This is a genomic window from Treponema sp. R80B11-R83G3, from assembly GCF_054786115.1.
On sequence record NZ_BDHF01000174.1, the window covers coordinates 1 to 2,270 of the forward strand.

Annotated in this window: 2 protein-coding genes; both read left to right on the forward strand. The window is 39.3% G+C overall.

Going from position 1 to position 2,270, the window contains the following annotated elements; genetic code table 11:
* The first annotated feature begins 962 nt into the window (after positions 1–962).
* Positions 963–1,136: a hypothetical protein gene (locus tag ACYVRH_RS12200; RefSeq protein ID WP_461250767.1), complete on the forward strand. Its 174-nt coding sequence runs from the start codon at positions 963–965 to the stop codon at positions 1,134–1,136.
* 798 nt (positions 1,137–1,934) lie between these two features.
* Positions 1,935–2,087, forward strand: a complete 153-nt coding sequence (locus ACYVRH_RS12205; protein ID WP_461250766.1) for a hypothetical protein — start codon at positions 1,935–1,937, stop codon at positions 2,085–2,087.
* Positions 2,088–2,270: the final 183 nt, after the last annotated feature.

Genomic DNA, 2,270 nt, shown 5'->3' on the forward strand with positions numbered 1-2,270 from the left:
CCCGTATGCGAAAAATTGAGGGGGTAATTTATCAGTATCTTAAATAAGGTCAAAAAAAGTAGTTCCGCTTCGCTCCACTACTTTTTTTTTCAAATCATTAAAGCCTGTATCTCGCAAAATGTCGCATAACAGCAGTCATAAAACCCGTGTGAGATAGTCGTAATATCCCCACCCGCCAGCGAAACCCACAAGAGGAGAGTAATACGGTGGCTTTGTGGCGGCGGAATTTTATTGTCCCCCCCCTGCCGCCGAGCTACCCCCCCTATTTTAATAGGGAAACTTTTGCGCCTTCCGCCTGTCCACATGGCAAAAGACCCGAAAAAATCAAAAATGCCCGACCTCGATAAAATAATAAAAAGAAAAAGCATAAACCGCTAAAGCCATGTGGACAGGCTACAGGCGCAAAACTCACTATAAACCGGCTCAAAGGGGGGGAGGCAGCGTATTGCCGTTGGCAATACGCTGTAAGGAATAAAAAAAAGCAAACATCCATGTTTGCTTTTTTTTATGATACAGGCTAATCCTCACGCCCCGCCGCCACAAAGCCACAAAAAAGCGTAGTATCCCCGCCCGGCTTTTCGTATAACAAGAAGCGGAGCGAAGTATGCACACGGCTGACGTAAATAAAACAGCCTTCGCTATCCGCTAAAAGTTCCCAAAATCCGTAGTAAAAAATAAATCCCTATTGCCGCAAATCCGCTTGTCCGCTCCGCTCCCAAGCGGATATACGGCGAAAAAACCCGATAAAAAAAACAGCCCCTCTTGATTTTTTCAGAAATAAAAAACCAGACGCTTTTAAAAAATAATTCTTAACATAAGCCTGACAGCGAGACACGGTAAGACCCACCCACCTAGCGGTAGGTGGGCATTGGTAACGCAAAGGCATTTATTCGGTGAAACCCCTGCGCAGCCCCCTTCGGGGACAGCGCAGGGGCTATGATAGGTAAGGCGTTTATTCCGTAATGAGACAAACCGTAATGAAACATTTATCCGCTAAAACCGCTAATACTCCTTCACTTCGTTCAGTCGGATTAGCGGCAACAATCCCCGATGATAATATTGTTCCCTCTGATAATTTGCACACAGCCGCCGACAAAAAAGCCTCGGTAAAAAACTGCCAGAAAATGAAGCATTGAAAGTGTATCTATGCAGCATAAAAGGCGAATTTGCCACTTCTATATATATAATATATATTTATAAGTTTCCTTTTTTTTATTTAAGATACACAAATAAATAAAAATATAATAATAGGGAATAATAAAGAGTAACAAAGAGCAACAGGGAGTAAGAAAAAAAGTGTATGATAAACTCTTTTTAATCCTACAAAACCATACACCTAAATACACTTTCTTGCATTTTTTTCTCTTGGCAGCATGGAAGCCATTTTTATTGCAGGGGGCGTGTGCGTCTCTTAAAAAAGTCATAATTTTGTAATTGGAAATTTTATCAATGTAGTAAAAGATTTTTTGCTCTGTTTTTTACTTTTTATCGCTAACAAATAGCAATACAGAGCAACAAGGAGTAATACAAAAATAAAACAAATTATAATTCGTGTTTTCACTACCAAAAATTGAGGGGGCAGGGGGAACAATAAACCGCACCCGCAGGGTGTAGATGAAAAATTCAACACGTTCCAGCGCCGAACAGATTAAAACGATGAAAAAATGAGGCTTGCTTTAGCAAGCCGTCCGCGCTGCGGTCAAAGCGAGGTATTTATTAACTCTGAATAAATAAATAATAGCGTATCTTAAAATCCGCTTTCTACAAGTAATTAGGTAAAAGGTGCAATTTCCCTCCGAGTTACCGTAAGCTTCCAAAAGTAAGTAAAATAAGGATAAGGAGAAACGACTACGAAAAAGCCAAATATGCCACAAGCGCAAATCATGACTTTAGATGAAAAACTTATCTTTTCAGGTAAGACTGCTTACTGAATTATGGAAAACAGGGACAAAGAAGGGTATATCCGCCTTATGAAAATAGTTCCTATGTTTCCGTATTTGGCAAAAGTTATGAAAGAAAATTTGTTTCCTAATTATTTAATTAACGACGGTTGGAATTTATCTGAAGCAGAAGTTAAATTTGGATAAAACTGGTTTAATCGCTAACATTAACTATGCGGTATTACATATTGATTCTGGACGAAAAAAGTCTACCACTAGGGGTAAAGAACGAGAGAGGCGCATTAATTGTGTCACTTATAAAGTGAATAGGTAATTTACATTTCTTGCCTTAGTAAATCAATATATGCTATAATAACCCATGACCGAAAA

Excerpts from the sequence above, each read along its gene's own strand:
- ACYVRH_RS12200 (WP_461250767.1), top strand. The coding sequence starts at position 963 with ATGAGACAAACCGTAATGAAACATTTATCCGCTAAAACCGCTAATACT.
- ACYVRH_RS12205 (WP_461250766.1), top strand. The coding sequence starts at position 1,935 with ATGGAAAACAGGGACAAAGAAGGGTATATCCGCCTTATGAAAATAGTT.